Origin of the sequence: Spiribacter vilamensis (assembly GCF_004217415.1) — a bacterium.
Taxonomy (GTDB): Bacteria; Pseudomonadota; Gammaproteobacteria; order Nitrococcales; family Nitrococcaceae; genus Spiribacter; species Spiribacter vilamensis.
This window is the reverse complement of record NZ_SHLI01000001.1, coordinates 1,531,010-1,554,525: the sequence shown is the minus strand read 5'-3', so window position 1 is coordinate 1,554,525 and position 23,516 is coordinate 1,531,010. Positions and strand designations below refer to the sequence as shown.

Below are 23,516 nucleotides of genomic sequence, written 5' to 3'. Positions count from 1 at the left end.
GCTCAGGCGGCCAGGCCACTGGCCTTCAGAAGGGGCTCGATGCTCGGTTCGCGGCCGCGGAAGTCGCTGAACAGCGTGGCCGCGTCCTCGGACCCGCCGCGCTCGAGGATGCTCTCGAGAAACGATCGGCCGGTGACCGGGTTGAAGATCCCTTCCTCGGTGAAACGCGCGAACGCGTCGGCGGAGAGCACCTCGGCCCATTTGTAGCTGTAATACCCGGCCGCGTAACCGCCGGCGAAGATATGCGCGAAGCTGTTGGGGAAGCGGTTGAACGCCGGGGGCCGAACGACCGCGACCTGGTCGCGGACCTCGCCGAGCAGTTCGAAAACCCGCTCGCCACGGTGGCGGTCATGCTCGACGTGCAGGCGCAGGTCGAACAGCGAGAATTCCAGCTGGCGGACCATCTGCATGGCCGCCTGGAAGTTGCGAGCCGCGGTCATGCGCTCGAACAGCGCCTCGGGAATGGGCTCGCCGGTCTCGTGGTGGCGCGCGAACAGATCCAGCGCCTCCCGCTCCCAGCACCAGTTCTCGAGGAACTGGCTCGGAAGCTCGACGGCATCCCAGGCCACGCCGTTGATCCCGGCAACGCTCGCCGCGTCCACCCGGGTCAGCATGTGATGGAGGCCGTGACCGAATTCGTGGAACAGGGTCTCCACCTCGCCATGGGTGATCAGTGCCGGCTGGTCGCCGACCGGCGGGGTGAAGTTGCAGGTGAGGAACGCCACCGGTGTCTGCGCCTCGCCGCCGTGGCGCATGCGACCGCGGGCCGGCGCCATCCAGGCCCCGCCGCGTTTGTGCGAGCGCGCGTAGAGATCGGTGTAGAACTGGCCGCGCAGGATGCCGTCGGCATCGAAGATCTCGTAGAAGCGCACGTCGTCGTGCCAGGTGTCGACATCATCGCGCTCGGCGATACGGATGCCGAACAGTCGCTCGACAACCGCAAACAGGCCGGCCATGACCCGATCGGCCTGGAACCAGGGGCGCAGATCCTCCGGCGAGAGCTCGAACCGTGCCTCCCGCAGGCGCTCGCTGTAATAGCCGACGTCCCAGGCCTGCAGGGTCTCCAGCCCGTCACGCTCGCGGGCAAAGGCCACGAGCGTCGCGTATTCCTGCTCGGCCACCGGGTGGGCGCGCCGGGCCAGATCCTCGAGGAACTCAACCACCTGGTCCGCGGAGTCGGCCATCTTGGGGGCCAGCGAGAGCTCGGCGTAATCGCTGAAGCCCAGCAACCCGGCCTGCTCCTGGCGCAGGTCGAGGATCTCCGCCATCACCGGGTGGTTGTCCCACTGACCGGCCCGCGGACCGGTATCCGAGGCGCGCGTGGTGAAGGCCTCGTAGACGCGATAGCGCAGGTCGCGGTTGCTGGCGTGGGCAAGCACCGCCTGGACAATGGGCATGTCGAGGCTGACCCGCCAGCCCTCGACGCCGGCCTGCTCGGCTTTCTGCTTCATGACGCCCAGTGCCGATGCGGGAATGCCGTCGAGGTCTTCGGCCGCGTCCGTGTCCCAGGTCCAGGCATCGCTGGCATCCAGCAGGTTTTCCTGGAATCGCGATGACAGCTCGGCGAGCCGCGCCGATATCTCGGCATAGCGGCTCTTCGCCGTGTCTTCGAGGGCAACGCCGGAGAGTTCGAAATCGCGCAGCGCGTTGTCCACGGTCTGGCGCTGGTCGGCCGTCATCCGTGCGCCGGCGTCGCTGTCGCGCAGCGTCCGGAACGCCTGGTAGAGCGCGGTGTTCTGGCCCATCTCGGTCTGGTAGGCGGACAGGGCCGGCAGGCACGCATTGTACGCCTCGCGTAGCGCCTCGCTGTTCATCACGGCGTTGAGGTGCGAGACCGGCGACCAGACCTTCTCCAGCCGATCCTCGAGCCGCTCGAGAGGGGCGACGAGGCTGTCCCAGTCGTGCGGTCCGGCATGTTCGGTCAGCTCGGCGATCGCCGCCCGGTTGTCGGCGATGACCTGGTCGACGGCGGGCTTGATGTGGTCGGGACGGATCTCCGAGAAACGCGGTAGGCCGTCGGTTTCCAGCAGCGGATTGGTCATGATGCTCCAGTGATCGGACAGGTTGTTGATCGGGGCTGACCCGGCAGGATAGCCCGCGTGCACCTCTGTTTCGAGCCCGACGGGGCCGATCAGTTCGGTATGGATTGATCGGCGTGAATGTCATCGTCGCGCGGGTCTGCGAAAATGGGGGTCTTAATGAAATGCACAGCAGGAGTCGACCATGACCGACAGCGACCACGCCTATGATCTGATCTGTATCGGTGGCGGCAGCGGCGGCATTGCCACCGCCCGCCGTGCCGCCGCGCATGGCGCACGCTGCGCCGTTATCGAGGCATCGCGCCTGGGCGGGACCTGCGTGAACGTGGGCTGCGTCCCCAAGAAGGTCATGTGGCAGGCCGCCCATACCCGCGACGTCATGGAGCGTGCCGGTGATTACGGCTTCAGCGGCGTCGCCCCGGCGCTCGACTGGGGAGCGCTTGTCGGCGCGCGGGATGCCTACATCGAGCGCCTCAACGGCATCTACGACCGTAATCTCGGCAACTCCGGCGTTGATCTGATCACCGGGCATGCGCATTTCATCGACCCGCATACCGTGGTGGTGGACGGTCAGCACTACCGGGCCGAGCGCTTCGTGATCGCGACCGGCGGCACCCCGGGCCGACCGGGGATTCCCGGCGGTGATCTGGGTATCGATTCCGATGGCTTCTTCGAGATGGCCGACCGCCCGGAGAAAGTGGCGGTGGTGGGGGCCGGTTACATCGCCGTCGAGCTGGCCGGCGTCCTGCACCAGCTGGGTAGCGACGTGCAGCTGGTGGTCCGGCGCGAAAAGCCCCTGCGCGGCTTCGATACGGCGATCCAGGATGCCTACGTCGAGGCCATCGACGCCCACGGTCCGACCCTCGTCAACCACTTCACGCCCGCCGGCCTCGAGGCGGCATGGGGTGGCTACACCCTGCACAGTGCCGACGGCCGCTCGCTGGAGGGGCTCGACCAGGTGATCTGGGCCGTCGGGCGGCTGCCCAATACCGACGAGCTGGGTCTCGAGGCCGCCGGCGTGGAGATCAATGAATCCGGAACGATTCCCGTCGATGCCTGGCAGGCCAGTAACCAGCCGCATATCTTCGCCCTCGGCGATGTGACCGAGAACCCCTATCCGCTGACACCGGTGGCCATCGCGGCGGGGCGGCGACTGGCAGATCGGGTCTGGGGCGGAGAGAGCGACCGGCGGCTCGAGTATCGCGATGTCCCCACCGTGGTGTTCACGCATCCGCCCATCGGCAGCGTGGGCCTGACCGAGGCCGATGCGCGTGCCGCCCATGGTGACGCCGTTCGGGTCTACCAGACCCGCTTCGTGCCCATGGATTTCGCCCTGGCCCCCGCGGAGGCGAAGCAGCGCAGCACCATGAAACTGATCTGCGTCGGCGAGGAAGAGCGCGTCGTGGGCGTGCATCTGTTCGGTGTCGGCAGTGACGAGATGCTGCAGGGCTTCGCCGTGGCGGTGAAGATGGGGGCCAGCAAGCACGATCTCGACGAGACCGTAGCCATTCACCCGACCAGCGCCGAAGAACTGGTCACCATGACCTGAGCCGACGGGGAGTAACGCGATGATCGAGACCTACCAGGGCATCCATCCCGGTATCGCGGCCTCGGCCTGGGTCCATGAAAGTGCCGTGGTGATCGGTGACGTCACTCTCCACGACTCCGTCTCGGTCTGGCCGACGGCGGTGCTGCGGGGTGACGTGCACCGCATCGAGATCGGGGCCCGAAGCAATATCCAGGATGGGGCGATTGTGCATGTCGCCCACGAGGGGCCGTACCAGCCCGGTTATCCGGCCATCGTGGGCGAGGCGGTGACCGTGGGCCATCGGGCGATCATCCATGCCTGCACCATCGGTAACCGGGTGCTGGTGGGTATGGGGGCGATGGTGCTGGATGGCGCCGTGGTCGGTGACGAGGCGATCCTCGGCGCCGGGGCGCTGGTGCCACCGGGCAAGCAGCTCGATGGCGGCTACCTCTACCTCGGCAGCCCCGCGCGGGCGGTTCGAGCGCTCAGTGACGACGAGCGCGAGCGGCTCGCGTACTCAGCCGATCATTACGTCCGCCTGATGGGCCGTCACCGCCCCGACGCCGGCTGATCGGGGCCGCCCGGATCGGCCCTTTCCACCGCGAGCAGGCGCTCGACGATGCCGGGTGTAACGGCGCAGGTGGCCAGCGCGACCATGGTCATGCCGCCATACAGGGTCGGTGGTACGACGTCGGTGCCGTAGCGACCGGCCTGATCGATGATCACCATTGAGATTTCCGCTCGCGGCACCATGCTCGTGGCGATCACCAGGACGCTACCGCGGGGCGCGACCAGCCAGGCCGGCAGAGCGGTGCCGATGACCTTGCCGAGCACGGCCGCGACCAGCAGCAGGCCGCCGGCGCCGAGCGCGCCGGTCAGGGCGGCCGGTTCCAGCTTGAGGCCGATGCCGATGAAGAAAAACGGTGAGAGGAAATCGTAGAGCACGATATAGGCGCGGTCTCGATGGATGCGCCGCGGTGCCTTGCTGAACATGAGGCCGGCGAACAGGGCACCGATCGCCAGCGAGAAGCCGAGCATCCCTGCGAGCGCCGCGATCAGGCTACCCATTGCGACCACGATCATCATTCGGGCCGGCGCGCGTTCGTGTTGTAAGAGCGCTCGCGTCAGCGGGGGTTCCAGCCAGCGGGCAAAGGCGTAGCAGCCGGCCGTGAATGCCGCCAGGCTCATGACCAGCCCGGCGCTTGTCGTCAGTACGCCGGTCCAGGCGATGCCGCTGCCGGCGGTCAACGTCGGGATGATGCCGAGCAGCAGCGCCATGAGAACCACACCGGAGATGTCATCGAGTTCGGCGACATCGAGCACCAGGGAGCCCTGTTCGCTACCCAGGGCGCCTGCGGCCTGCCAGGGCGGCAGGGCGACACCGATGCTGGTGGCGGTCAGGGCCACGCCCGCGACCAGGGACGGCACGAGGTCGAATCCTGCCCAGCGGGCCGCGTAGTAGCCGGCCAGACCGGAGACGATCACGCTGAATAGCCAGATTACGCTGGCGCCGGGCAGTTTGCTGAGCAGGCGTTGCGGATTGCTGCCGAGGCCTACCCGGAACAACAGGGCGACCAGCCCTAGCGCGGCGAGCAGATCGAAGGCACCGCGCACGGCCGGATCCAGAATGGGAATCACGTCGTGGCCCAGTCGCAGCCCCAGCCCGATCAGGATGTAGCCGACCAGAGCGGGAAGCCGGAGCCGAGCGAAGACGTGCCGCACGAGTATGGCCAGCAGCGTCGCGCCGCCGACCAGCATGACCATCACCGAATCCGGTGTCGCGCTCGCCTCGACCACTGGCGCGACTCAGGGTCGGGTGTCGTTGCGCAGTGCCTCGATCACCGGTGCCGTACTCGGCCGGATCCGGCGCCACAGTTCGAACGCAGCGGCGGCCTGTTCCACCAGCATGCCGAGACCGTCGCGGGTCCGGAATGCGCCGTTTTCCTCCGCCCAGCGCAGGAAGGGCGTGGGTTCCGCGCCGTAGAGCATGTCGAAGGCCGTCGCCCCGTCGGCGACGATACTCGACGGGAGTGTCGGGACATCCCCCTCGAGTCCGCTGGACGTGGCATTGATGACCACCTCGAAGCGCTCACCCGCCAGGTCGTCGAGGCCACAGCTCTCGACGGTGCCGACATCGGCAAAGGCCCGGGCGAGCGTATGGGCGCGCTCAGCGGTGCGGTTGGCGACGACGAGGCTGGCGGGATTCTCGTCGAGCAGTGGACCGAGTACACCACCGGCGGCGCCGCCGGCACCGATCATCAGGATCCGCTTGCCGGCGAGGCCCACGCCCAGGTTATTGCGCAGGTCGTTGATCAGCCCCTCGCCATCCGTGTTGTCGGCATAGATGCCGTCACCGAAGATCAAGGTATTCGCGGCGCCGGCCCGCTCGGCGCGATCACTGCGCTGATCCGCCAGCGACCAGGCCTCTTCCTTGAACGGCACGGTGACATTTGCGCCATGGGCGCCCTCGGCGCGGAACGCCTCGATGGCGCCCGCGAATCCGTCGAGGGGCGGTTCGCGCCGCGTGTACTCGAGCTGTTGCGCCGTCTCGTGGGCAAACAGCTCGTGGATGCGGGGCGAGAGTGAATGGCCGACGGGATGACCGAAAACGGCATAGAAATCCATGGTGTCCTCCGGTAAGCGGGGGCTCAGCGCTCGGCCAGCCAGCCGGCAACGTCCCGCGCGAAATAGGTGAGGATGGCATTCGCACCGGCCCGTTTGAAACCGAGCAGTGCCTCCATGACGCAGGCCTCGCGGTTCAGCCAGCCGTTGTCGAAGGCGGCATTGAGCATGGCGTATTCGCCGCTGACCTGGTAGGCGAAGGTTGGCACGTCGAAGCGCTCGCGCACGCGGCGGATGACGTCCAGATAGGGCATCCCGGGCTTGATCATCACCATGTCGGCGCCCTCCGAGAGATCCAGCTCGACCTCGTGGAGCGCTTCGCCGCCGTTGCCGGGATCCATCTGGTAGGTGCGCTTGTCACCGCCGCCGAGGTTGCCGGCGGAGCCTACTGCGTCGCGGAACGGCCCGTAGAACGCCGAGGCATATTTGGCGGCGTAGGCGAGGATGCGGGTCTCGGTATGGCCGTTCGACTCCAATGCCTGGCGGATAGCGCCGACCCGGCCGTCCATCATGTCCGAAGGCGCGACGATATCGGCGCCCGCCCCCGCATGCGAGAGCGCCTGGCTGGCCAGGGCGTCGAGCGTGATGTCGTTGGCGACATAGCCATCGGCATCGAGGAGGCCGTCCTGTCCGTGGATGGTGAACGGATCGAGGGCGACATCGGTGATGACCGCGATATCGGGCACCCGGTCCTTGACGGCGCGGACAGCCCGCTGGGCGAGTCCGTCCGGGTTCCAGGCCTCGGCCGCATCGGCGCTCTTGGCGTCGGCGGGTGTGACGGGAAAAAGGGCAATGGCGGGGATCCCCAGCGCCGCGAGATGCGCCGCCTCGGTCTGGAGTCGATCGATGGTGAGCCGCTCGACACCGGGCATCGAGGGGACGGGCTCGCTGCGGTCATGTCCCTCGATGACGAACAATGGCTGGATCAGATCGTCCACCGACAGCCGGTTTTCCCGCACCAGTCGCCGGGTGGCGTCGTCCCGGCGCAGGCGACGTGGACGGGTGGCGGGATAGCCTGGGCGGCTGTCCGGTTCATGACGCATCGTTCAGTCCCTCCAGTGATCGCGCGGGGTGGGTTGGGGCGGATGCTCCGGGAGGCGAGCGAGCGCCCAGTCGAGCACCTGCCGAACCCGTGGTGCGGTGATTCGATAGGCCGTTCGCCGGTCCACCCAGCGCCATTCGTGGTGCTCGGGCGTGCCCAGTTCCGGTGCAATGCCGAGGACCACCTCGCGGGTCGGGGTCTCCGCCAGGTAATAGCGCGCGACCTTGCCGCGGGCATACGGGCCGGTCTCGGTGAAGTCCTCGCCCCAGTTAAAGCGTAGATGGGTGATGCCGGTCTCCTCGGCGACCTCGCGGCGCGCGGCCTCGAGCGGCGTCTCGCCGGTCTCGGTGCGGCCCTTGGGGAAGTCCCAGTACTGGTAGGCCCGCAGGAGCAGGAATCGCCAGGCGGCATTCTCGGCACGAACCAGGATAATGCCGGCGGAGAGGATCCGGGGATTCTGCCTAGTCATGCCATGCCGGGCTCAGCGATCGGACGGCATCGACCATCGCTTCGACGTGCTCCGGCGGTATCTGCGGGTGCACGCCATGCCCGAGGTTGAAGATATGGCCGCTGCCGGGGCCGAACTCCCGCAGGACGCGCTCGACTTCGCGGCGGATGACCTCGGGTCGGGCGTAGAGGATGCTCGGGTCGAGGTTGCCCTGCAGCGCCACCCGGTCGCCCACCCGTTGTCGGGCCTCGTCCATGGACAGCGTCCAGTCGATGCCCAGCGCGTCGGCGCCACTGTCCGCGACGGTCTCGAGCCAGATGCCACCGCCCTTGGTGAAGAAGATGACCGGCACGCGCCGGCCCTCCCGGTTGCGGATCAGACCGTCGATGATCTGCCGGGCGTAGCGCAGCGAGAATCGCGGGTAGGCATCGTGGGCCAGCGATCCGCCCCAGGTATCGAAGATCATGACCGCCTGGGCGCCGGCCTCGATCTGGGCGTTGAGATAGGCGGTGACGGCGCGCGCGGTCTTGTCGAGCAGCCGCTCCATGACCTCGGGCTGGTCGTAGGCGAGTGCCTTGATATGCCGGAAGTCCTTGCTGCTGCCGCCCTCGACCATGTAGGTCGCGAGCGTCCACGGGCTGCCGGCGAAACCGATCAGCGGGACGCTGCCCTGCAGCTCGCGACGTACCCGGCTGATCGCGTCGGTGACGTAACGCAGCTCGCTGTCCACGTCCGGGATCGGCAGGCGATCGACGCTGGCCGCATCGCGGACCGTCCGCTCGAACCGTGGCCCCTCGCCGGGCTCGAAATAAAGGCCGAGTCCCATGGCGTCGGGCACGGTCAGGATGTCGGAGAACAGGATCGCCGCATCCAGGTTGAATCGCCGCAGCGGCTGGAGCGTGACCTCGCAGGCCAGCTCCGGATTGCGGCAGAGGTTCATGAAGCTGCCGGCTTCCTCGCGGATGCGCCGATATTCCGGCAGGTAGCGCCCGGCCTGGCGCATGATCCAGACCGGCGTCCGGTCCACGGGCTCGCGAGCAAGCGCGCGAAGCAGGCGGTCGTTGTGGAGCTCACTCATCGACGACAATCGCTCTACACGCCCATGTAGGCGAGGATCCCCTTGGCGGCCTCGCGGCCCTCGTAGACCGCCGTGACCACCAGGTCCGAGCCGCGCACCATATCGCCACCGGCAAATACATTGGGGTTATCGGTCTGGAACGGATGCTTGCCTCCTTTCTTGACGCGGACCCGCTCCCGCTCGTCCACGCCGATGCCGTGATCGTCGAACCACTCGGGCGGATTGGGGCGGAAGCCGAAGGCCATGATAACCCGGTCGGCGGGGATGATCTCCTCGCTGCCGGGCACCGTCTCCGGGCGTCGACGACCGCGCTCGTCGGGCGCGCCCAGGCGCGTCGCCACGACCTTGACGCCCTCGACCTTGCCGTCGCCGACGATCTCCACCGGCTGGCGGTTGAACTGGAAATCCACGCCTTCCTCGCGGGCGTTGTAGACCTCCCGGCGGGACCCCGGCATGTTCTCCTCGTCACGCCGATAGGCGCAGGTGACGCTGGTCGCGCCCTGCCGCAGGGCGGTGCGGTTGCAGTCCATGGCGGTATCACCACCACCCAGCACCACGACCCGCTGGTCGGCCATGTCGATGAATTCCTCGGGGCTTTTCTCGAAGCCCATGAGGCGGTTCACGTTGGAGACCAGGTACGGGAGCGACTCGTAGACGCCGGGCATGTCCTCGCCCGGGAAGCCGCCGCGCATGTAGGTGTAGGTCCCCATGCCCAGGAAGACGGCATCGTATTCCCGCTCCAGCTCTTCGTAGGTGATATCCGTGCCGACGTTGACGCCGAGGCGGAACTCCACGCCCATGTACTCCATGATCTCGCGGCGCTTGGCGATCACTTCCTTTTCGAGCTTGAACGACGGGATGCCGAAGGTCAGCAGCCCGCCGATCTCGGGATAGCGATCGAAGACCACCGCCTCGACGCCGTTGCGCACCAGGATGTCGGCGGCGCCGAGGCCGGCCGGCCCGGCCCCGATCACGGCGACGCGCCGACCGGTCGCCACAATCCCCGTCATGTCGGGACGCCAGCCCTGCTTGAACGCCTCGTCGGTGATGTACTTTTCCACCGAACCGATAGTGACGGCGCCGAATCCGTCATTCAGCGTGCAGGCCCCCTCGCAGAGCCGGTCCTGCGGGCAGACCCGGCCGCAGACCTCGGGCAGCGTATTGGTCTTGTGTGACAGCTCGGCCGCCTCGAAGAGGTTGCCCTCGGCGATCAGCTTGAGCCAGTTGGGGATGTAATTGTGGACCGGGCATTTCCATTCACAGTACGGGTTGCCGCACTCCACGCAGCGGTCCGCCTGGGCGGCCGCGTGCTCGGTGCTGAAATCTCCGTAGATCTCCGTGAACTTCTGGACCCGTGCCCGGGCCGGCTCTTTTTCCGTGTCCTTGCGCGGGACATCGATAAACTGGAAGTAGTTACCCATAGCGTTCTCAGGCTGCCTGTCGCAGCGTGCTCAGCACTTCGTTTATGTCGGCGGCCCGCGGCTTGACCAGCCAGAAACAGCCGACGTAATCACGGAAATTGTCCAGGATCTCCTGGCCCCAGGGCGACCCGGTCTCGTCGATGTACTCGGCGATGGTATCGCGCAGGAATTCCCGGTGCGCGGTCATCGGCTCGGTCTGGACACGCCGGATGTCGATCAGCTCGTGGTTGTAGCGGTCGACGAACTGATTGTCCATATCAAGCACGAAGGCGATCCCGCCGGTCATGCCCGCACCGAAGTTGAGACCGGTGGACCCGAGCACGCAGACGACGCCGTCGGTCATGTACTCGCAGCCATGGTCTCCCACTCCCTCCACGACGGCATGCGCGCCCGAGTTCCGGACCGCGAAACGCTCACCCGCGAGTCCGGCCGCGAACAGCTTGCCGCCGGTAGCGCCGTAGAGGCAGGTGTTGCCGATGATGGTGGTGTCCTGGCTCGCGAAACCGCTCACCTTCGGCGGACGGATCACCAGCTTGCCACCGGCCATGCCTTTGCCCACGTAGTCGTTGGCGTCGCCGTCGAGATACATGTTGAGGCCGCCCGCATTCCACACGCCGAAGCTCTGCCCGGCGCTGCCGGACAGATGCAGCCGGATCGGCGAACCGGTCATGCCCAGGTTGCCGTGACGGACTGCGATCTCTCCGGAAAGACGGGCGCCGATGGAGCGGTTGTCGTTGCGGACCGCGTACTCGAAGTCGCCCCCCGATGCCGACTCGATGGCCGGCAGGGTGTCGGCTACCATCCGCTCGGCCAGCTCGCCCCGATCGAAGGGCACGTTGCTGGGCGTGATGCAGTGCGTCGGCTTGCTCGGATCGAGCCCACCATCGGAGAGGATGGCGGAGAGGTCGAGCTTTGCCTGGCGGTCCGTCTCGGGCTCGCGCTGCTCGAGCAGATCGACCCGGCCGATGAGTTCCTCGAGCGAACGCACGCCGAGGCGCGCCATCCACTCGCGGGTCTCCATGGCGACGAACGTGAAATAGTTCGCGACCCGCTCCGGGGTGCCGATGAAGTGCTTGGTGCGCAGTACCTTCTCCTGCGTCGCCACGCCCGTCGGGCAGTTGTTGAGGTGACAGACACGCAGGTACTTGCAGCCCATCGCGATCATCGGTGCGGTCCCGAAGCCGAAGCTCTCGGCGCCGAGGATGGCGGCCTTGATGACATCCAGCCCGGTCTTCATGCCGCCGTCGGTCTGCAGCCGGATCTTGCCGCGCAGATCATTGGCACGCAGCGTCTGGTGGGTCTCGGTCAGGCCCAGCTCCCAGGGCACGCCTGCATACTTCACCGAGGTCAGCGGACTGGCGCCGGTGCCGCCGTCATAACCGGCGATGGTGATCAGGTCGGCATAGGCCTTGGCGACGCCGGCGGCAACGGTGCCGACGCCGGGGGCCGCCACCAGCTTCACCGAGACCAGCGCCTCGGGATTGACCTGCTTGAGGTCGTAGATCAGCTGGGCGAGATCCTCGATCGAGTAGATGTCGTGATGCGGCGGTGGCGAAATGAGCGCCACGCCCGGCTTGGAGTAGCGCAGCCGGGCGATCATCTCGTTGACCTTGTGCCCCGGCAGCTGGCCGCCTTCACCGGGTTTCGCGCCCTGCGCCACCTTGATCTGCAACACCTCGGCATTGCGCAGGTAATGCGGCGTGACACCGAAGCGCCCGGAGGCGACCTGCTTGATCTTCGACATGCGCTCGTTGCCGAAGCGATGCGCATCCTCACCACCCTCGCCGGAGTTGGAACGCCCGCCGAGCCGGTTCATGGCGATGGACAGTGCCTCGTGGGCCTCCGGCGATATGGCGCCCAGCGACATCCCGGCGGAGTCGAAGCGCCGGATGATGTTCTCGAGCGGCTCCACCTCCTCGAGCGGGATGGCGGTCTGGTCACGCACCTGCAAAAGATCGCGCAGCGCTGCCACCGGGCGGGTGTTTACCGTCTCGGCATAGGCCTGGTAGCGATCGTAATCGCCGGTGTAGGCGGCTTCCTGCAGGGCGGCCACCACGTCCGGGTTGTAGGCATGGTACTCGCCGCCATGGACATACTTGAGCAGCCCGCCCTGGGCGAGCGGCACACTGGCCCGCCAGGCCTGTTCGTGGAGGCTGCGCTGGTCGCTCTCGAGGTCGGCGAAATCGGCGCCCTGAATGCGCGATGTCGTGCCGGTGAAGCACAGGTCGACCACGCTGTCGCCGAGGCCGACGATCTCGAAGAGCTGGGCGCCGCGATAGCTGGTAATCGTCGAGATGCCCATCTTCGAGAGGATCTTGTACAGCCCCTTGTTCAGGCCCTTGCGATAGTTACGCAGCAGATCCGGGAGCTCCGCGCCCTTGATCTCGCCGGTGCGCAGCTGGTCCTGCACCACCTCGAAGGCGAGATAGGGGTAGACGGCGGTGGCGCCGTAACCGATCAGCACGGCGCACTCGTGGCTGTTCAGCGCCGTGCCGGTCTCCACCACCAGGTTGGTGTCGCAGCGCAGGCCGGTACGCACCAGGTGATGATGCACGGCGCCGATGGCCAGCAGGGCATGCACCGGAATGCGCTCGCGCGCCAGTTCGCGATCGGAGAGGATGAGCAGCGTGGCGCCGTTGCGCACCGCCTCGGCCGCCTCGTCACGAATCGCGTGAATGGCGCTCTCCAGCGAGCTGTCGGTCGGGTAGCTCAGATCGATGTAATGGACGAGGTCATCCGCCTCGTGCTCACCGATCAGCCCGCGGTACTTGCCATCGGAGAGGATCGGCGAATCCAGCACAAGGCGACGGGCATGATCCTCGTTTTCCTCGAACAGGTTTTTCTCCGGGCCGAATACGGTCTCGAGCGACATCACGATCTGCTCGCGCAGCGGATCGATCGCCGGGTTCGTGACCTGGGCGAATTGCTGCCGGAAGTTGTCGTAGAGCGGCCGCACCTGCTTCGAGAGCACCGGCATCGGGGTGTCGTCACCCATTGAGCCGATCGCCTCCTGGCCTCCCTGTGCCAGTGCACGGGTAACGATGTCGCGCTCCTCGAAGGTCACGCCGAACTGCTTCTGGTAGGTGTCCAGCCGGTCACCGACCACGGACTCGCGGGGCTCACCGGGATTGTCGAGGGACGGGACATCGCGGGAGTGCCGGGCGAGCCAGCGCTTGTAGGGCGCCCGGTTCTTGAGCCGCTCGTCGATGGTCTCCGGGAGCAGCAGTTCGCCGGTCTCGGTATCCGCTGCCAGCATTTCGCCGGGCTTGAGACGGCCTTTTTCCACCACGCGGGCGGGGTCGTAGTCCCAGACGCCAACCTCCGAGGCCAGGGTGATGTGCCGGTCGTCGGTGATCACCCAGCGCGCCGGGCGCAGGCCATTGCGGTCAAGGGCGCAGGCGGCGTGGCGCCCGTCGGTCAGCACGATCCCGGCCGGTCCGTCCCATGGCTCGATATGCTGGGAGTGGAACTCGTAGAACGCGCGCAGATCGGCGTCCATGGTCTCCACGTTCTGCCAGGCCGGCGGCATGAGCAGGCGCAGCGCCCGGAAGATGTCCATTCCGCCGGTAATCAGCACATCGAGCATGTTGTCGAGGCTCGAGGAGTCCGAGCCGGTCGGATTGACCAGCGGCTGGATCGCCTCGATATCCGGCAGCAGGGGAGTGCTGAAGCGATAGGCGCGCGCCAGCGCCCAGTTACGGTTGCCCTGGATGGTGTTGATCTCGCCGTTGTGGGCGAGATAGCGGAACGGCTGGGCGAGCCGCCACTGGGGCAGGGTGTTGGTGGAGAAGCGCTGGTGGAAGACCGCCAGCGACGTCTCCAGTGCCGGATCCTGAAGGTCCTTGTAGAACACCGGCAGATTCTCCGGCATCACCAGTCCCTTGTAGGAGAGGACGCGCGTCGAGAGGCTGGGGATATAGAAGGCATTGTCGATGCCGTCAAGGGCCTTCTCCGCCCGCCGCCGGGCCATGAACAGCCGACGCTCGAACGCCGACTCTTCCATGTCCTCGGGGGTGTTCACGAACACCTGCGCGATGTCCGGCAGGGTTCTCATCGCCTGCTCACCACAGGCGCTCGTGTCCACCGGTACCTCCCGCCAACCGGCGGCCGGGACCTCGTAGTGGGCGAGCGCATGCTCGAGCACCGAGCGTGCATGGCGGTTGGTTTCCGCGTCCCGGGACAAAAACACGCAGCCGGTGGCGAAGCGGTCGTTCAATTCGATGCCCTGGCTGGCTGCCGCCTGGCGCATGAAGGCCACCGGCGGTTTGATCAGCAGACCACAGCCATCGCCACTCATGCCATCGGCGGCTACCGCACCGCGGTGGGTAAGCCGGGCCAGTGCGGATATGGCCGTCTCCAGCAACCAGTGGCTGGGCTGACCGTCCATGTGGGCGATCATGCCGAAGCCGCAGTTGTCTCGCTCGAACTCTGGCCGATACAGCGTCGGACCATTAAAGGGTAGTTGCTCCACGCGAACTGCCTCTCTGTTATTGACTGGGGTTGGCGTTCACATCCGTGCGGACCCTGTCGGGACGGGATGTGGTTAACGCCTCCGGTGCCGCCAGCGGTTGATGTCCTCAACCGGTTGAACAACGTTTATGTCAGCGGGCAAATGGTTGGACAATATAGCGCGGGCGCCGTTTTACGGCAATTAGGTGAGTTTCCTCGGATCGGTGAGTCGCTCGTATTCCTCGAGGGCGAAACGATCCGTCATACCGGCGATGTAGTCGGCAATCACGCGGGCCTGGCCGCGTTCACCCCCCGGCGAGGACTGCTCCACCGGAGTGGTCCGGAACGCCGGCGGCAGCAGCCGGGCGTCGCCCATGAAGCGCCGGAACAGGGTGCGAACGACCTCATCCGCCTTGGTGGTCATACGGTGGACGCGGTAGTGCCGATAGAGGTTTTCCATCAGGTGGTCCTTGAGCGCGCGGTGTCGCGCGTACATGTCCGGGCTGAATCCGATCAGCGGTTGTTGCCGCGCACGCACGGCGGCCGGGCTGTCCGGTCCCGCCGCTTCGATGCGTTCGCGACTGGTCGTCAGGAGGTCGTTGACCTGCCCGGCGATGAGTTCGCGGACGATCCGGTAGACCTGCCGACGACCACCAAGCCGTGGGTGGTCGGTCTCGACATGACGGTACAGCGTGTCGATCCATTCCACGCCGCGCAGTGCATCGAGATCCAGCAGCCCGGCCCGCAGGCCATCATCGACGTCGTGGCTGTTGTAGGCGATTTCATCGGCGATGTTGGTGAGCTGCGCCTCCAGGGCCGGCTGCGTGCCATCGATGAATCGCTGTCCGACGGCACCGAGCCGCTCGGCATTGGCCAGCGGACAACGCTTGACCAGCCCCTCCCGCGTCTCGAACGTCAGATTGAGGCCATCGTGATCCGGATAGCGTGCCTCGAGCTGGTCGACCACGCGCAGTGACTGCAGGTTGTGCTCGAATCCGCCGTAATCGGTCATACAATCGTTGAGTGCCGCCTGTCCGGCGTGGCCGAACGGGGTGTGGCCGAGATCATGCGCGAGCGCGATGGCCTCGGTCAGATCCTCGTTAAGACCCAGTGCCCGGGCGATGGTCCGTGCGATCTGCGCCACCTCCAGGCTGTGCGTGAGCCGGGTGCGGAACAGATCCCCCTCGTGGTTCACGAACACCTGGGTCTTGTACTCCAGGCGCCGAAACGCCGAACTGTGGATAATCCGATCGCGGTCACGCTGGAAGGCGTTGCGCAGGTCCGGCCGCGAGTCCGCATGGAGGCGGCCGCGGCTCATGGACGGGCGGCAGGCATAGGGCGCGAGGCCCGGCGGGTCCTGGATCGGATCACTCATGACCGGCGGACTCCAGTGTTGCATCGAGTGCGTCCGGATCGTAATCGGCGGTGACCGTCGCGTCACCGAGGTCCCGCAGGAGCACCAGGCGCAGCTCGCCGTGGCGGTTTTTCTTGTCGCGGGCCATGAATTCGCGAAACCGTGCCGCGCCGATATCGTCCGGCGCCCGCACCGGCAGGCCCGCACGCCGGATCAGGTCGATGGCGCGGTCACGCTGCGCGGGGCTGATCCAGCCGAGGCGGGTCGACATGCGTGCCGCCATGCACATGCCCGCGGCGATCGCCTCGCCATGCAGCCAGTCACCGTAGCCGCGGGCGCCCTCGATGGCATGACCGAAGGTGTGGCCGAGGTTGAGCAGCGCGCGCTGGCCGGATTCACGCTCGTCGGCGGTGACGATCGCCGCCTTGTTGCGGCAGCAGCGTTCGATGATGAACGCCATGGCCTCCGGGTCACGCGCCATGGCGGCATCGATATGCGCCTCGAGCCATTCGAGGAAGCCGTGATCGCCGAGCAGGGCATACTTGATGACTTCCGCCATACCGGCGCGCAGTTCCCGGACGGGGAGCGTGTCGAGGACGGCCAGGTCGGCGATTACCGCGCGCGGCTGATGGAAGGCGCCGATCATGTTCTTGCCGCGCGGATGGTTGACGCCGGTCTTGCCGCCCACCGATGAGTCGACCATTGCCAGCAGCGTGGTTGGCACCTGCACGAAATCGACGCCGCGCTGGTAGGTGGCGGCGACGAAACCCGCGAGATCGCCGATAACGCCCCCGCCGAGGGCGATGATCCGGCAGTCGCGGCTAAAGCCGTTGACCAGCATGGTGTCGAACACGGGCAGCATTGATTCGAGCCGTTTCTCGCCTTCGCCGTCCGGCAGGCAGGCACTCGCGAATCGCCGGGTACCGAATGCCGATGCCAGCCGATCGAGATAAAGCGGCGCTACGGTGTCGTTACTCACCACCATAACCTCGTGAGCGGGAATATGCTCGCGTAACAGCTCGCCGTCATCGAGCAGGCCACGGCCGATGATGATCGGGTAGCTGCGCTCGCCGAGCGCAACGTCCACGCGGCGGGGTTCATCCTTCATGCGAGAGCTCCGTTTTCAGCAGTCGCCGGGCCAGCCGTTCGGCGATCCGCTCGGGCGGACCCTCCTCGGTATCAATGCTGATGTCGGCCAGCGATTCGTAAAGGGGGGCGCGTTCTTCGAAGATCCCGCGGAGCCGGCCGGCCGGATCTTCGCCGCGCAACAGCGGGCGGTCGCTGTGGCGGATCCGGGCAAGCTGCGCCGGCACGCCGGCACGCAGGTAGACAACCTGGCCGCGCTCCGCCAGGTGGCGGCGGTTTTCGGGATCGAGGATGGCACCGCCGCCGGTGGCGAGGAGGATACCGGGCTGTCGGGTCAGCGTGTCGAGCAGACCGGCCTCCCGGCGCCGGAAGCCGGCCTCGCCCTCAATGTCGAAAATGCGCGGGATGTCCACCCCGGTCCGCGCCTCGATGGCGGCATCCAGATCCACGAACGACAGGTGTAGCCGTGCCGCGAGGCGTCGGCCGATCGTGCTCTTGCCGGCGCCCATGGGGCCGATGAGGAATACGCGGTCTTTTCTCGTCATTATCGGGATTCTACCGTTTTTGCCCCGATCGTCGGGGCATCGAGAATGCGGGGCGTGACGAAGATCAGCAACTCACTGCGGTCGTTGACAGTGGAGCGGCGCTGGAACAGTGGGCCGACCACCGGTAGTTCCGAGAGCACGGGGATCCGGCTGACCCCCTCGCGGCGGGTCTGCTCGAATACGCCGCCCAGCACCACGGTTTCGCCGTCCGCGACGAGGACATGCGTGCGCACCGCCTGGGTGTTGATGGCCGGGCCTTCCGGCGTCTCCTCGCCACGGCTGTCCTGGTTGATGGCAAGCGCCAGCTGCACCTGGCCGTCAGGAGTGATCTGCGGCGTGACCACCAGCCCCAGTACCGCCTCGCGGAAGGCGATGCTGGTGGCGCCACTGGAGGTGGCCTGCTCGAAGGGGATCTGGACACCCTGCTTGATCTCGGCCTCCTGGTGGCTGGCGGTGACCACACGCGGGCTGGAGATGATTTCGCCCTCGTTTTCGCTCTCCATCGCCGAGAGCTCGAGCTCGAGCAGATAGCTGCCGATCTTGCCGATGGCAACACCCGCGCCCCCGGCGGCGTTGCCAACGGGCAGATCCACCATGAGGCCATCCTCGCCGAGGGTGCCACCGCTGTTGATGGTGGTGTCGCCGGTCCGGTTGGTGCGCTCGGCATTGAAACGCACCCCGATCTCATTGCTGAAGTCATCACTGGCGATCACGATGCGCGCCTCGATGAGGACCTGGCGGACTGGCACATCGAGCCTCCTGATCAGTCCCCGCGCCCGCTCGATGGCCGGCTCGTCGCCGCTGATGATAAGCGTGTTGGTGCGTTGATCGACACGCACCCGGGCATCTTCCAGCAGGCCGGCAAGGTCTTTGGCGCTGGCGTATTTCACCGGCAGGAAAACGGTTCGTGTCGGGGCGGCTTTCCGATTCGGGGTAGTGGTCGGTGTGGCAGGGTCGGTGGCGGGTGACCGGCCGTTGATGGCGTCGACCTGTTGCCTGACCTCCGGGAGGGTGACGTCTTCCACATCCAGGCGGACGGCCTCGCGGGCCGCGACCGGGCCGGTTACCAGTCCCATCAGCACGGCCACCATTGCCAGGTAGTGTATGCCCGTAGCCTGCATCCGCTAGTCTCCTCTCCCGTCGGTGTTCGAATGCCGGCGGACGATATGCCGCCGGTCGCTGCCGTCCGAGACCGCCGATTCGACCGTAATGGCGCGTGGCCGGATCCGGGTCAGGCGCCCCAGTCCGGGCACTGGATCGCCAGTGCGCCGCCGGTGGAGCTGGCCGTCGGCGTCGCGGATCAGCGCCCACTGTGCGTCGCCCCGTGTGATCCGTCCCAGGTACGCGATATCGCGCCGCTCGACCCGCGTGACGCGGGTGGCCGGGTGGAAGGGATCGCGGCGCAGCGAGGGCGCTACGGTGTGGGCCTCGACCGCTCCGGCCGTCAGGATCCATCCGCTGTCCCCGTTTCCGGCCGTGGTCGCGATATTGTCCGTCGGACCGGGTTGCCAGTAGCCCCGGAGGTGGAGCCCCAGCGTGAGCCATCGCCGGCCATCGCCGTTCTTCGCTCGATCCAGCTCGAGGCCGGTCAGGGCGACGGCCCGGGTCGTCTCATCGATCCGCGCGAGAAGGCGCATGAGCGCGTCCCATGGGCCTTCCATGCGGACGGTGATGTCCCGGTGGCGATATCGCGGCGACTCGCCGGTCCCGCCGGGCGCAATGTCGACGAGGCGAATGGCGCTGTCGGCGGTGAGTGCGGTGATACGGCCGATCAGTCCGGACTCATCGGGCCGGTCCGGCAAACGCATCGGGTGTTGCCTGATCGCATTACGCATGGCGCCGAGCCGCTCGCGTTGATCGGCAAGCCCGGCCGACGTGCGCCGGTGGGCCTCGAGTCGCTGATCCAGTGCGTGTACGCGCGCACCCACGGCGTCGCGCTCGGCAAGTACCGGTCGCAGCGTGACGAACCAGCCCGCGATCAGGCCGAGAAGCAGCGCCAGTGTCGCCCGTTTCAGTGCTCTAGCGATCATGGTCGGGGGACGCAGTGGGGTTGCGCTCGAGTACCAGGCGAAACCGCTGGCCAGGGGCCGATTCCGAGGGGCGATTGGCGAGACGCTGGATGCGGAACCCGGTAAATCCCGGTGTTGCGCGGAGTGCATCGATCAGGCGCGGGATGGCGCGGGACTTCGGGCTGAGACCCTCGATCACAAGCCTGTCGGAGCCGTGTTCGAGATGGACGAGGGCAATCGATGGTGGCAGCGCGCTCACCACCGTGGTGAGTGCATCGACAGCCCGGGTTCGCCGCTGTCGAAGTCGGTCCATTGCCGACTGTCGCGCATCGAGGCGGTCGATCTGCCGGTCCATGCGGCGGGCACGGTCGACATTCGGCGCGAGCGCGGCGACGCGGTCGCGCAGTTCGGTCTGGCGGCTGTTCAGGTGGGCGTTGTCGTTACCGATCGGTGCCGCGGTCGCGACCATGATCGTCAGGCCGGCGAGCCCTGCCAACCCCGTGATCAGCCACAGGCACCGGCGCTCGCGCCGCGCGCGCCTCTCGCGCCAGGGCAGCAGATTAACGCCAATGGGCATTCGGGTCTCCGGCATGGAGGGCGAGACCGATGGCGGTCAGGAGCCGGGGCATCGAGCCGGCCAGCGTGTCCGTGTCCACGGCCTCGTCGGTCTCAAGTGCGTGCAATGGATCGATGCGCTGGCAACGGCTCGCCAGTCGCCGGCCCAGTGCATCGGCCAGCGACGAGGTGATGGCTCCGCCGGTCAGACCCAGCACGTCCGGCGCGCGAGCGTCCGAGCTGCCGTGGTGCATGGCCAGTGCCTGCTCGATGCCCCGCAGGCGATCGTCGTCATCGGGCCTGCCGCCGAGGGCGTGATCCTGGCGGTAATGGATGCGCTGGCGATCGAATACCGTCAGGTGAAGTCGTGTGCCGATATCCAGCAGGGCGATCGGGGGGTCGTCCGGCCCCGTATGCAGCCGGGGATCGGCGAGGGCGGCGCGGGCAATGGCGTGGGAATCGAGATCGACGAGCCGGCATTGCAGGCCAGCGGCCTTCAGCTGCCTCTGGCGCCGCGTAAGCGCCTCGGCCCGGGCGGCAACCACGCGGACCGGCTGCTTGCCACTGTCGGGATCGACGGCGAGGCGGCGGAAGTCGCAGACCAGTTCGTGACGGGGCTGTTTCAGCGATGCCTCGATGTCGAGGCTGACCCGGGTGTGGAGGGCTCTATCATCGAGACCCGCCGGGACTTCGAGCATGCGGGTGATGGCCTCTTCGTCGGGCAGGGCGGTCGCCGCTACACGCGCACCCGGCGCCGCCGCATTGACGGCGTGCCTGATACCGGCGGTGAGCGCCTTGCCGGGTATACCGGGATCGGCAGAGGTGGCAGTCGCTGCGACCGGCTCGATGCCGAAACCGCTGATGATCACCCTTTCGGCGCATCGCTTCAGGCCGACGGCCTTGATCGCCGTGGTGCCGATATCGAGACCCACGATCGGATGACGGCGGTTGCGGACACTGCCGGTGATATACTTCGAGCTAATCGATTTACTGTGCGCGAAGGGGTTCATGTCGGTCATCGTTCGGCGCTCACTGAAGATATTCGCGGGGCTGGCCTCGCTCGGGTTCCTGGCGATCGGTGCGCTGGTGGTCGCCTACATCGTTCTCGCTCCGGGACTGCCCAGTGTCGAATCGGTGCGCAACGTCGAGCTGCAGGTCCCGATGCGGGTCTATACCACCGAGGGCGAGCTCATCGAGGAATTCGGCGATGTGCGTCGCACGCCTGTTGAACTCGACGAGATTCCCCGGTCCATGGTCGAGGCCTTCATCGCGGCCGAGGATCAGCGTTTCTATCAACACCCGGGTGTCGATTATGAAGGGATCGCCCGCGCGGTCTGGTACCTGGTTCGCACTGGCGAGAAAGGACCGGGCGGCAGCACCATCACGATGCAGCTGGCCCGCAATCTGTTCCTCAGCTCCGAGCAGACGTATCTGCGCAAGCTCCGCGAGATCCTCCTGGCGCTGCGTATCGAACAGGAGCTGGATAAGGAAAAGATCCTCGAGCTGTATCTCAACCGGATCTATCTCGGGCAGCGGGCCTATGGCGTTGCCGCGGCCGCGCGGACGTATTACGGGCGACCGCTCGACGAACTGACGCTTGCCGAGCAGGCCACCATCGCGGGTCTGCCCAAGGCGCCCTCGGCATCCAATCCGCTGGCAAACCCCGACGAATCACTGCGCCGCCGCGGTTACGTGCTCGGCCGCATGCTCGACACGGAAGTCATCGATTCGGACCGCTACGAGCAGGCCATGGCGGCGCCGATAACGGCGAATTACCATCGTCGCCGGAATAGCGTGGACGCCCCGTATATTGCGGAGATGGCGCGCGCGTGGATGGTTGAGCGCTATGGCCGGGAAGCCGCTTACACCCGGGGCTATACAGTGCACACGACGATTTCCGGTGAGCGTCAGCGCGAGGCGCGTGCCGCGCTGAGGAACGGGCTGCATGCCTACGACGAGCGTCATGGCTACCGCGGGCCACTGGCCCGGCTCGACCGGACCGTCCTGGAAGGATCCCGCGAGTCGCTCCGCGAGCGCCTGTCCGGCTTTTCGCGCCCCGGCGATCTGCAGGTGGCGGTGGTCAGCGCGCTCGACGGGCAAGCCGCGACACTGCTGACCCGCGCGGACGAGCGGGTGGAGGTGCCCTGGGCGGGGCTGGAGTGGGCCCGTCCCCAGCTCGGCCGCGACTCGATGGGTCCCGCTCCGGACCAGGCGGCTGATGTGCTGTCGGTGGGCGATGTCGTGCATCTGCGGGAGACCGACAACGGATGGCGGCTTGCCCAGCTGCCGGAGCCGCAGAGCGGGCTGGTGTCGCTGGCCCCGACCGACGGGCGTATCCGGGCGCTGGTCGGTGGTTACGATTTCTCGTTCAGCAAGTTCAATCGCGTGACCCAGGCGTCGCGGCAGCCCGGCTCCGCGTTCAAGCCGTTGATCTATTCGGCGGCGCTGGCCAACGGTCTCACGCCGGCGACGCTGGTGAACGACGCGCCGGTGGTGTTTACGGACACCGCCCTCGAGGACGTCTGGCGGCCGGAGAATTACAGCGGTCGGGTGTTCGGTCCGACCCGGCTGCGCGAGGCACTGACGTATTCGCGCAACCTGGTGTCGATCCGTGTCCTGCGGCGTGTCGGCACCGAGCCCACCATCGATCATATCGAGCGGTTCGGTCTGCCCGGTGACCGGCTGCCACGCAACCTGTCGCTGGCCCTGGGCGCCGCCGGAGTGACACCGCTCGAGCTGGCGCGGGCCTATGCCGTGTTTGCCAATGGCGGCAAGCGGGTCGAGCCGCATTTCATCGATCGGGTGGTCGGTAACCAGGGCGAGACGGCCTACGAGGCGTCGGCGCCGGTCGAACGAGCAATCAGTGCCGAGAACGCCTGGCTGATGCGATCGATGCTGCAGGACGTGGTCCGGGAGGGCACGGCGCGTGCCGCCCGCGAGCTTGGCCGGGACGACATCGCGGGTAAGACCGGCACCACCAATGACCAGCAGGATGCCTGGTTCTCGGGGTTCAACGGCGACCTGGTGACAACGGTCTGGGTCGGGTTCGACGAACGCGGCACTCTGGGTCGCTACGAAACCGGGGGACGCGCGGCTTTGCCGATCTGGATGGACTTCATGGGCGAGGCGCTGGCGGACCGACCGCCGACCCAGTGGCCGCGCCCGGATGACCTGGTGACGGTGAAGATCGATCCCGAGACCGGCAAACGGGTGCCCGGTGACGCGGCGGACGCGGTGTTCGAGACATTCCGCACCGCCAACCTGCCGGAACCGCCGTCCGCAGCGTCGGATAATGGTGGATCGGGTGATGACGACGCCACTGACCAGCCTCTTTTCTGAT

General features: G+C 67.0%; 18 protein-coding genes. 3 read left to right on the top strand and 15 right to left on the bottom strand.

Translation table 11 applies throughout. The annotated features are described in order from the left end of the window. Window positions 1-2 precede the first annotated feature (2 nt). A complete protein-coding gene (prlC, locus tag EV698_RS07795; RefSeq protein ID WP_130503523.1) occupies window positions 3-2,042 on the bottom strand; it encodes an oligopeptidase A in 2,040 nt (679 codons plus the stop codon). Between the two features lie 181 nt (window positions 2,043-2,223). On the opposite strand from prlC, the gene gorA reads away from it, so the two are divergent. Both gorA and EV698_RS07785 read left to right on the top strand, forming a co-directional pair. Continuing rightward, complete coding sequence (gene gorA / locus EV698_RS07790) at window positions 2,224-3,588, top strand: glutathione-disulfide reductase (protein ID WP_130503522.1); 1,365 nt, start codon at window positions 2,224-2,226, stop codon at window positions 3,586-3,588. Between the two features lie 19 nt (window positions 3,589-3,607). Then, complete coding sequence (locus EV698_RS07785; RefSeq protein WP_130503521.1) at window positions 3,608-4,138, top strand: gamma carbonic anhydrase family protein; 531 nt, start codon at window positions 3,608-3,610, stop codon at window positions 4,136-4,138. On the opposite strand, the gene EV698_RS07780 is transcribed toward EV698_RS07785, so the two are convergent. The 14 genes from EV698_RS07780 to pilM form a co-directional block, all read right to left on the bottom strand. Continuing rightward, entirely contained in the window at window positions 4,117-5,364 is a 1,248-nt protein-coding gene (locus EV698_RS07780) for a cation:proton antiporter (RefSeq protein WP_239016233.1), read from the bottom strand. The genes EV698_RS07785 and EV698_RS07780 overlap by 22 nt on opposite strands. Window positions 5,365-5,373: 9 nt before the next feature. After that, window positions 5,374-6,192 (bottom strand): shikimate dehydrogenase, encoded by an 819-nt coding sequence (gene aroE, locus EV698_RS07775; protein ID WP_130503520.1) that lies wholly within the window; start codon window positions 6,190-6,192, stop codon window positions 5,374-5,376. A gap of 23 nt (window positions 6,193-6,215) precedes the next feature. Next, window positions 6,216-7,232: a porphobilinogen synthase gene (gene hemB, locus EV698_RS07770; protein WP_130503519.1), complete on the bottom strand. Its 1,017-nt coding sequence runs from the start codon at window positions 7,230-7,232 to the stop codon at window positions 6,216-6,218. Window positions 7,233-7,235: 3 nt separating this feature from the next. After that, a complete protein-coding gene (locus tag EV698_RS07765; RefSeq protein ID WP_130503518.1) occupies window positions 7,236-7,700 on the bottom strand; it encodes an NUDIX domain-containing protein in 465 nt (154 codons plus the stop codon). Continuing rightward, window positions 7,693-8,757, bottom strand: coding sequence for a uroporphyrinogen decarboxylase (hemE, locus tag EV698_RS07760; protein WP_130503517.1), 1,065 nt, complete (start codon window positions 8,755-8,757; stop codon window positions 7,693-7,695). The genes EV698_RS07765 and hemE overlap by 8 nt, the downstream gene beginning before the upstream one ends. 14 nt (window positions 8,758-8,771) lie before the next feature. After that, on the bottom strand, window positions 8,772-10,178 hold the full coding sequence (locus tag EV698_RS07755; protein ID WP_130503516.1) for an FAD-dependent oxidoreductase: 1,407 nt from the start codon (window positions 10,176-10,178) through the stop codon (window positions 8,772-8,774). 7 nt (window positions 10,179-10,185) lie between these two features. Continuing rightward, complete coding sequence (gltB, locus tag EV698_RS07750) at window positions 10,186-14,649, bottom strand: glutamate synthase large subunit (protein WP_130503515.1); 4,464 nt, start codon at window positions 14,647-14,649, stop codon at window positions 10,186-10,188. 180 nt (window positions 14,650-14,829) lie between these two features. Continuing rightward, window positions 14,830-16,002 carry a deoxyguanosinetriphosphate triphosphohydrolase gene (locus EV698_RS07745; RefSeq protein WP_130503514.1) on the bottom strand — a complete coding sequence of 391 codons (1,173 nt, stop codon included), beginning with the start codon at window positions 16,000-16,002 and terminating at the stop codon, window positions 14,830-14,832. Next, the gene (gene aroB, locus EV698_RS07740) at window positions 15,995-17,089 is read right to left on the bottom strand and encodes a 3-dehydroquinate synthase (protein WP_130503513.1); all 1,095 of its coding nucleotides are present in this window, start codon (window positions 17,087-17,089) and stop codon (window positions 15,995-15,997) included. Before aroB ends, EV698_RS07745 begins: the two co-directional genes overlap by 8 nt. Continuing rightward, entirely contained in the window at window positions 17,079-17,612 is a 534-nt protein-coding gene (locus EV698_RS07735; protein WP_130503512.1) for a shikimate kinase, read from the bottom strand. The genes aroB and EV698_RS07735 overlap by 11 nt, the downstream gene beginning before the upstream one ends. Next, entirely contained in the window at window positions 17,612-18,733 is a 1,122-nt protein-coding gene (gene pilQ / locus EV698_RS07730) for a type IV pilus secretin PilQ (RefSeq protein WP_130503511.1), read from the bottom strand. Before pilQ ends, EV698_RS07735 begins: the two co-directional genes overlap by 1 nt. A gap of 3 nt (window positions 18,734-18,736) precedes the next feature. Beyond that, on the bottom strand, window positions 18,737-19,642 hold the full coding sequence (gene pilO, locus EV698_RS07725; protein WP_165385754.1) for a type 4a pilus biogenesis protein PilO: 906 nt from the start codon (window positions 19,640-19,642) through the stop codon (window positions 18,737-18,739). Next, window positions 19,632-20,198, bottom strand: coding sequence for a PilN domain-containing protein (locus tag EV698_RS10315; protein ID WP_165385753.1), 567 nt, complete (start codon window positions 20,196-20,198; stop codon window positions 19,632-19,634). Before EV698_RS10315 ends, pilO begins: the two co-directional genes overlap by 11 nt. After that, the gene (gene pilM / locus EV698_RS07720; protein WP_130503509.1) at window positions 20,182-21,195 is read right to left on the bottom strand and encodes a type IV pilus biogenesis protein PilM; all 1,014 of its coding nucleotides are present in this window, start codon (window positions 21,193-21,195) and stop codon (window positions 20,182-20,184) included. Before pilM ends, EV698_RS10315 begins: the two co-directional genes overlap by 17 nt. On the opposite strand from pilM, the gene EV698_RS07715 reads away from it, so the two are divergent. Further along, the gene (locus EV698_RS07715) at window positions 21,185-23,515 is read left to right on the top strand and encodes a penicillin-binding protein 1A (RefSeq protein ID WP_130503508.1); all 2,331 of its coding nucleotides are present in this window, start codon (window positions 21,185-21,187) and stop codon (window positions 23,513-23,515) included. The genes pilM and EV698_RS07715 overlap by 11 nt on opposite strands. Window position 23,516: the final 1 nt, after the last annotated feature.

Bases quoted from the DNA above. Each gene is read 5' to 3' on its own strand.
- pilM (WP_130503509.1), bottom strand. From the start codon at position 21,195: ATGACCGACATGAACCCCTTCGCGCACAGTAAATCGATTAGCTCGAAG.
- EV698_RS07735 (WP_130503512.1), bottom strand. From the start codon at position 17,612: ATGACGAGAAAAGACCGCGTATTCCTCATCGGCCCCATGGGCGCCGGC.
- EV698_RS07715 (WP_130503508.1), top strand. From the start codon at position 21,185: ATGTCGGTCATCGTTCGGCGCTCACTGAAGATATTCGCGGGGCTGGCC.
- prlC (WP_130503523.1), bottom strand. From the start codon at position 2,042: ATGACCAATCCGCTGCTGGAAACCGACGGCCTACCGCGTTTCTCGGAG.
- pilQ (WP_130503511.1), bottom strand. From the start codon at position 18,733: ATGCAGGCTACGGGCATACACTACCTGGCAATGGTGGCCGTGCTGATG.
- pilO (WP_165385754.1), bottom strand. From the start codon at position 19,642: ATGATCGCTAGAGCACTGAAACGGGCGACACTGGCGCTGCTTCTCGGC.
- EV698_RS07785 (WP_130503521.1), top strand. From the start codon at position 3,608: ATGATCGAGACCTACCAGGGCATCCATCCCGGTATCGCGGCCTCGGCC.
- EV698_RS07745 (WP_130503514.1), bottom strand. From the start codon at position 16,002: ATGAGTGATCCGATCCAGGACCCGCCGGGCCTCGCGCCCTATGCCTGC.
- EV698_RS07765 (WP_130503518.1), bottom strand. From the start codon at position 7,700: ATGACTAGGCAGAATCCCCGGATCCTCTCCGCCGGCATTATCCTGGTT.
- EV698_RS07755 (WP_130503516.1), bottom strand. From the start codon at position 10,178: ATGGGTAACTACTTCCAGTTTATCGATGTCCCGCGCAAGGACACGGAA.
- gorA (WP_130503522.1), top strand. From the start codon at position 2,224: ATGACCGACAGCGACCACGCCTATGATCTGATCTGTATCGGTGGCGGC.
- aroE (WP_130503520.1), bottom strand. From the start codon at position 6,192: ATGGATTTCTATGCCGTTTTCGGTCATCCCGTCGGCCATTCACTCTCG.
- aroB (WP_130503513.1), bottom strand. From the start codon at position 17,089: ATGAAGGATGAACCCCGCCGCGTGGACGTTGCGCTCGGCGAGCGCAGC.
- hemB (WP_130503519.1), bottom strand. From the start codon at position 7,232: ATGCGTCATGAACCGGACAGCCGCCCAGGCTATCCCGCCACCCGTCCA.
- EV698_RS10315 (WP_165385753.1), bottom strand. From the start codon at position 20,198: ATGCCCATTGGCGTTAATCTGCTGCCCTGGCGCGAGAGGCGCGCGCGG.
- hemE (WP_130503517.1), bottom strand. From the start codon at position 8,757: ATGAGTGAGCTCCACAACGACCGCCTGCTTCGCGCGCTTGCTCGCGAG.